The sequence below is a fragment of the Citrobacter sp. genome, from assembly GCF_050252275.1.
In the GTDB taxonomy this organism is placed as follows: Bacteria; Pseudomonadota; Gammaproteobacteria; order Enterobacterales; family Enterobacteriaceae; genus Citrobacter_A; species Citrobacter_A amalonaticus.
The window spans coordinates 1-6,818 of the sequence record NZ_JBFWLF010000249.1; the positions used below are offsets into that span (position 1 = coordinate 1).

At 51.5% G+C, this 6,818-nt stretch carries 6 protein-coding genes; 5 read left to right on the forward strand and 1 reads right to left on the reverse strand.

What is annotated here, in order from left to right; all coding sequences use genetic code 11:
* Nucleotides 1-171: 171 nt before the first annotated feature.
* Nucleotides 172-1,362: a mannonate dehydratase gene (gene uxuA, locus AB7E14_RS18170; protein WP_316962506.1), complete on the reverse strand. Its 1,191-nt coding sequence runs from the start codon at nucleotides 1,360-1,362 to the stop codon at nucleotides 172-174.
* A 205-nt stretch (nucleotides 1,363-1,567) separates the two neighbouring features.
* Here uxuA and AB7E14_RS18175 point away from each other — a divergent pair, with 205 nt between their 5' ends.
* From AB7E14_RS18175 to AB7E14_RS18195, 5 genes are all read left to right on the forward strand, one after another.
* Nucleotides 1,568-3,034 carry a mannitol dehydrogenase family protein gene (locus AB7E14_RS18175; protein ID WP_316962505.1) on the forward strand — a complete coding sequence of 489 codons (1,467 nt, stop codon included), beginning with the start codon at nucleotides 1,568-1,570 and terminating at the stop codon, nucleotides 3,032-3,034.
* A 116-nt stretch (nucleotides 3,035-3,150) separates the two neighbouring features.
* Complete coding sequence (locus AB7E14_RS18180; protein WP_248381817.1) at nucleotides 3,151-4,137, forward strand: CobW family GTP-binding protein; 987 nt, start codon at nucleotides 3,151-3,153, stop codon at nucleotides 4,135-4,137.
* 38 nt (nucleotides 4,138-4,175) lie between these two features.
* Complete coding sequence (locus AB7E14_RS18185) at nucleotides 4,176-4,889, forward strand: phosphatase PAP2 family protein (RefSeq protein WP_043001882.1); 714 nt, start codon at nucleotides 4,176-4,178, stop codon at nucleotides 4,887-4,889.
* 413 nt (nucleotides 4,890-5,302) lie between these two features.
* Entirely contained in the window at nucleotides 5,303-5,872 is a 570-nt protein-coding gene (mepS, locus tag AB7E14_RS18190; RefSeq protein WP_043000104.1) for a bifunctional murein DD-endopeptidase/murein LD-carboxypeptidase, read from the forward strand.
* Between the two features lie 186 nt (nucleotides 5,873-6,058).
* A partial coding sequence (locus AB7E14_RS18195) for a CSS-motif domain-containing protein (protein WP_428169759.1) occupies nucleotides 6,059-6,818 on the forward strand: 760 nt, incomplete at its 3' end.

The window sequence follows — 6,818 nt, forward strand, 5'->3', positions numbered from 1 at the left end:
ACAAAGAAGGAAAAAACGTGGTTTTTCCTTCTTTGTGGTTATCAGCCGAAAATCAATGAATTGATTTTCCTGGTTTTTAATAAGGTGATCTGTGCTTGTCCGGTATCGGAATGAAGTTTGTCATCACTCTCAAAGGACAGCCTGAGCTGTCCTTTTTTGTCATTTGCTGTTTTACAGCAGGTCGCGGAACTGGGTCATTTTCAGCGCCAGTTCTACACCGCGCACTTCCGCCAGCCCTTTCAGACGGCCAATCGCGGAATAACCCGGGTTGGTTTTCTTATGCAGATCGTCCAGCATTTGATGACCGTGATCGGGGCGCATCGGAATGGGACGCAAATCCCCCGCCTTCTTACGGCGCTGCTCTTCGGTCAGAATCGCCGTCACCACCGCGACCATATTCACATCACCCTGCAAATGTGCGCCTTCATGGAAGGTTTTCGGGTTCGCTTCGCGGCACGTCGAGCGCAGATGGGTAAAGTGGATACGATCGCCAAAGGTTTCAATCATTTTCACCAGATCGTTATCCGCACGAACGCCGTAAGAGCCTGTGCACATGGTGAAACCGTTGTAGATGCTGTCGACGGTCTCTTTCAGCCACTGCATATCTTCAATGGTGGAGACAATGCGTGGTAACCCGAGAATCGGACGCGGCGGATCGTCAGGATGCACTGCCAGACGCACGCCCACTTCTTCAGCCACCGGGACAATCGCACGCAGGAACACGGCCATATTGTCACGCAGATCGTCTTTGCTGATGCCGTCATACTCGGCCAGACGCGCGCGGAACTGATCGAGCGTATAACCCTCTTCCGCACCAGGCAGACCGGCAATGATATTACGGGTCAGTTTTTCGATATCCGCGTCGCTCATGGCATTGAAATAGGCCAACGCCTGACGCTGTTCTTCTTCGCTATAGTCCGCTTCCGCACCCGCACGCTTGAGGATATGCAACTCAAAAGCGGCGAAGGCTATTTGATCGAAACGCAGCGCTTTCGAACCGTCTGGCAATTCGTACTCAAGGTCGGTACGCGTCCAGTCCAGAATCGGCATAAAGTTATAGCAGACGGTGTCGATGCCGCAGGCTGCCAGATTACGGATGCTCTGCTGATAATTTGCGATCCATGTCTGATACTGACCGGAGCGGGTCTTGATCTCTTCATGAACCGGAATACTTTCGACCACCGTCCAGGTTAACCCTTTTTCCGCCAGAATCGCCTGACGTTTTTTAATCTCATCGACCGGCCACACTTCACCGTTCGGAATGTGGTGCAATGCTGTCACAACACCCGTTGCACCAGCCTGACGCACATCATCAAGCGATACCGGATCGTTAGGCCCGTACCAACGCCAGGTTTGTTCCATTGCTTTACCTCACAAAGTTGTTATACCAAATTAGCTTACCTGAATGACGACTACCATACAGGCTTCTGCGAGGTGATCAATAAAAGGGGCGTGATTGATTGATCCAGCTCACATTACCCGGATAAATCAGGCTTACCAATTTAATTTGTTGTCATATAACTTTACACTGGCGTTGTTAATTTATGGTTAATCAGGTGTGTAATAAATGACTACAATTGCCTCAGCAATATTGCCGGATGGCGTACAAACGCCACGCTATGACCGCCAGCAACTGAAAACCCACATGGTGCATTTCGGTTTTGGTGCCTTTCATCGTGCGCATCAGGCATTACTGACCGATCGGGTGCTGAACGCCCAGGGCGGAGATTGGGGAATTTGTGAAATCAGCCTGTTCAGCGGCGACACGCTGATGCGTCAACTCCGCGAGCAGGATCATTTATACACCGTGCTGGAAAAAGGCGCAGACGGCAATCAGGCGATTATTGTCGGTGCCGTCAACGAATGCCTGAATGCGAAACTCGATTCGCTCGCCGCTATAATCGAAAAATTCTGCGAACCTCAGGTGGCGATTGTCTCACTGACCATCACCGAAAAAGGGTATTGCATCGATCCGGCTACCGGTGCGCTGGACCTGACAAATCCGCGCATTGTTCACGACCTGCAATCGCCTGATGAACCCCATTCAGCACCGGGTATTCTGGTGGAAGCACTGTCACGTCGGCAGGCACGCGGCCTGGCAGCTTTTTCTGTACTCTCCTGCGATAACATTCCTGATAACGGGCACGTCGTGAAGAACGCCGTGCTGGGGATGGCGGAAAAACGATCCCCCGCGCTGGCAGACTGGATCCGCGAGCACGTCAGCTTCCCCGCCACGATGGTCGACCGTATTGTTCCCGCCGCGACGGAAGAGTCGCTGGCGGAGATCACCCGCGAACTGGGCGTGACCGATCCTTGCGCCATCAGCTGTGAACCGTTCATTCAATGGGTGGTTGAAGACCACTTTGTCGCCGGTCGTCCCGCATGGGAAGCGGTTGGCGTGCAGATGGTCAGCGATGTGCGTCCCTGGGAAGAGATGAAATTACGGATGCTTAATGGCAGCCACTCGTTTCTCGCGTATCTCGGTTATCTTTCCGGATTTCAGCATATTAATGAGTGCATGCAGGACAGCGCATTCCGCGAAGCCGCGTACCGACTGATGGTGGACGAACAGGCGCCGACGCTTACTATTACTGACGTGGATTTGACCGGTTACGCGCAAAGCCTGATTGAACGCTTTGCGAATCCGGCGCTGAAGCATAAAACCTGGCAAATCGCGATGGACGGCAGTCAGAAACTGCCGCAGCGGATGCTGGCGGGCATTCGTCTCCATCTGGCACGCGAAAGCGCATGGCCACTCTTAGCGCTGGGCGTGGCGGGGTGGATGCGCTATGTCAGCGGCGTCGATGATGCCGGCACGACCATCGACGTTCGCGACCCGCTGAATGATAAAATCCGCGCAAGGGTCGCGGCCAGTACTGAGGATCAGCGCGTGTCGGCACTGCTCTCTTTATCGGAAATTTTTGGCAACGACCTCCCGCACAATCCGGTTTTTGTCCAGGCGATTGAAACGGCCTGGCAGCGTATCGCGCAACACGGTGCACATCAGGCGGTGATTGATACGTTAAAAAATTAACAATTTCTGCCATTAAGGTGAACGAAGGCCGTCTTCGTTCGCCCCGCCCTTCTCTTTTTCACTTTTTTTCGCCAGGATTAATAGAAACCGTTACGGTACATTATTCTGGAGCAGGCGTGACCAAAACTAACCTCATCACCGGTTTCCTCGGCAGCGGAAAAACCACTTCTATCCTCCATCTGTTAGCGCACAAAGACCCCGCCGAAAAATGGGCGGTACTGGTCAATGAGTTCGGTGAGGTCGGCATTGACGGCGCTCTGCTTGCTGATAGCGGCGCATTGCTCAAAGAGATCCCCGGCGGCTGTATGTGCTGCGTGAATGGCCTGCCCATGCAGGTTGGACTGAATACCCTGCTGCGTCAGGGAAAACCAGACCGCCTGCTGATCGAACCAACTGGACTGGGGCATCCGAAACAGATCCTCTCCCTCCTCACCGCACCGGTGTATGAACCCTGGATCGACCTGCGCGCTACGTTGTGCATTCTTGATCCTCGCGGATTGCTGGATGAAAAAAGCGTTACCAATGAGAACTTCCGCGATCAGTTAGCGGCAGCAGATATCATTGTGGCGAATAAAACCGATCGTGCGACTGCGGAAAGTGAACGTGCGCTGCAAACCTGGTGGCAACAGTTTGGCGGCCACCGTCAGTTAGTGCAGGCCACGCATGGTCAGATTGACAGACAGTTGCTCGATTTACCGCGTCTGAATCTGGCTGAATTGCCCACCAGCGCCGCGCATTCGCACAGCCATCCAGAACCGCGAGGATTGGCGGCGCTGAGCCTGCCAACTCAACAACGCTGGCGTCGTAGCCTGAACAGCGGTCAGGGGCATCAGGCCTGCGGCTGGATTTTTGATGCCGATACGGTCTTTGACACCATCGGACTGCTGGAATGGGCACGACTGGCGCCGGTTGGCCGGGTGAAGGGAGTCATGCGTATTCCGGAAGGCCTCGTGCGCATTAATCGCCAGGGCGAAGATCTGCACATTGAAACGCAGAATGTCGCGCCGCCGGACAGTCGTATTGAACTGATTTCCAGCACCGAGGCAGACTGGAATACGTTGCAGAGCGCATTGTTGAAGCTTCGTTTAGCTGAACACGCGTAAGGTTGCCTGCGATTTATTGAACAGCGAACACGTTAAATATGAAAATCCGGTTACCACTGATACTTCTGCTGAATGTTGCCGGTCTGGCGTTATTCATGAGCTGGTATATGCCCGTGAATCATGGATTCTGGTTCCCGGTTGACGCCGGCATTTTCCACTTCTTTAACCAGAAACTGGTAGAGAGCCAGGCCTTCCTGTGGCTGGTCGCCATCACCAATAATCGGGCGTTTGACGCCTGTTCCCTGCTGGCGATGGGTTGTCTGATGCTGAATTTCTGGCTGAAAGAAACGCCTGCTGGCCGCCGCCGTATTGTCATCATCGGTCTGGTGATGCTGCTTACCGCCGTGGTTCTGAACCAGGCAGGTCAGGCGCTGCTGCCTGTAAAACGCGCCAGTCCTACGCTCAGTTTTGCTAATATTTATCGCGTCAGCGAATTGCTGCATATTTCGACGAAGGATGCCTCCAAAGACAGTTTCCCTGGCGATCACGGGATGATGCTGCTTATTTTCGCCGCATTTATGTTGCGCTATTTCGGAAAAGCCGCAGGATTTATCGGCCTTATTATTGTTGTGGTTTTTGCTTTCCCACGTGTCATGATCGGCGCCCACTGGTTCACCGATATCGCCGTAGGATCATTAACCGTGGTTCTAATTGGCCTGCCCTGGTGTCTCCTGACCCCGTTAAGCGATCGCCTTATCGCGCTTTTCGACAATTATCTTCCCGGCAAAAACACACAAATCTTAAACAAATAACCCACAATTATTAACATTATCAGGGTTTATTCTTACGCCCTGATGATGTGTTAAGATAAATCATTCACCTCATCGTCATTATTTAGTCATAATATTACCTTTGGGAATGAATAAGTTGTCGGATTTTCCGCCATTTTGCGTTTAAATTGACCAATCCCGTTTATTCACTTTCTGTATCACATTTTCTTATTAAAATTCAGATAAAATCACTCGCCAAGCCTGAAACGATCGGGTAACCTCGAACTCGTTTTGCCTCGCTGGGTTATTATTCTCTTCGCGAATAAATTTGTGCGTTCTGCCACAGTTTTGCGCTTAAAGAATTGTCTCATTGTGCGCAGGTAATTAGTCTCGTCACGTTTGGCATTTTTTATAACGATATTTATCGTTAAGGACTTCAAGGGAAAACAAACAAAATGGTCAAATCTCAACCGATCTTGAGATATATCTTGCGCGGGATCCCCGCGATAGCAGTCGCGGTACTGCTTTCTGCATGTAGCACTACCACAAACACCGCAAAGAACACGCATTCTGAGACGCTTGGTGTGAATCAAGAAGCTTCCTCACTGCAAGCTTCTCAGGATGAATTTGAGAGTATGGTACGTAACCTCGATGTTAAATCGCGGATTATGGATCAGTACGCTGACTGGAAAGGCGTGCGCTATCGTCTCGGCGGCAACTCCAAAAAAGGTATTGATTGTTCCAGCTTTGTACAGCGTACATTCCGTGAACAGTTTGGTTTAGAACTTCCACGCTCCACCTACGAGCAACAGGAAACCGGTAAATCCGTTTCGCGCACTAATCTGCGTACTGGCGATCTGGTTCTGTTCCGCGCAGGTTCGACGGGCCGTCATGTTGGTATTTACATTGGCAACAACCAGTTTGTTCATGCCTCTACCAGCAGCGGTGTCATCATCTCCAGCATGAACGAGCCATACTGGAAGAAGCGCTATAACGAAGCGCGTCGGGTTCTGAGCCGCAGTTAATCGTTTGGTTGCTATCCCTTGGCGACCCTGACGAGACAGACGAAAAGCATCGCTTCGGCGGTGCTTTTTTTTTGATTCCCTTTTTCTCCCTGTGGAAAAGCATGACTCGCCGAAGCAATCCAGGCTATAGTCTTGTTATTCCATCACATTTATCATCATCGCAATCTCAGGATAAAGCCAGGCATCATGTTCACTCACGCCTTAACGACTGGTCGAAAAATCGTGCTTACCTGCCTGATTACCGGGGTTGTCGTTGCTATTGTTATCAGTAGCTTACAATTCGTGATGGCGTGGCATAAGCGGGAAGTTAAATACGACACGCTGGTTTCTGACATTCAGCATTACCTGGTTAGCTATTTTGCCGATCTCAAAAGTACTACCGACATTCTTCAACCGTTGACTTTAAAGACCTGTAAACAAGTCAGCGCAGAACTCACTTCCCGTGCCGCCTTTAGCCTGAACGTTCGTGCCTTTTTGCTGGTCAAGGATAAGAAAGCATTTTGCTCATCGGCAACCGGAGGCATGGATACGCTGCTGACTGAACTGGTCCCCAGCCTCGATATTGGTAAAGATATCGATATGGCGATTATCCCGGGAACGCCGATGATGCCCAATAAACCCGCGATGGTGATTTGGTATCGTAATCCCCTGATGATGAATAGCGGCGTTTTCACCTCCCTGAATATCAACCTTACGCCGTATTTGCTCTATACCGCCCGCCAGGAAGACTTTGACGGGATTGCCATCATCGTCGGCAACACCGTGTTGTCGACCTTTTCAGACCATCTGCTCACCGTTGATGAACTCGACGGTTCACCGGAGCGCGAAGCAAAAATTGCCGGTGTTCCGGTGACGATCAGGCTATACGCAACCAACTGGACCTGGCCCGACTTATGGTATGCCCTGCTTCTCGGCGGGATGGGTGGGATCATTGCGGGTTTACTCT

Bases quoted from the DNA above. Each gene is read 5' to 3' on its own strand.
- uxuA (WP_316962506.1), bottom strand. From the start codon at position 1,362: ATGGAACAAACCTGGCGTTGGTACGGGCCTAACGATCCGGTATCGCTT.
- AB7E14_RS18175 (WP_316962505.1), top strand. From the start codon at position 1,568: ATGACTACAATTGCCTCAGCAATATTGCCGGATGGCGTACAAACGCCA.
- AB7E14_RS18185 (WP_043001882.1), top strand. From the start codon at position 4,176: ATGAAAATCCGGTTACCACTGATACTTCTGCTGAATGTTGCCGGTCTG.
- mepS (WP_043000104.1), top strand. From the start codon at position 5,303: ATGGTCAAATCTCAACCGATCTTGAGATATATCTTGCGCGGGATCCCC.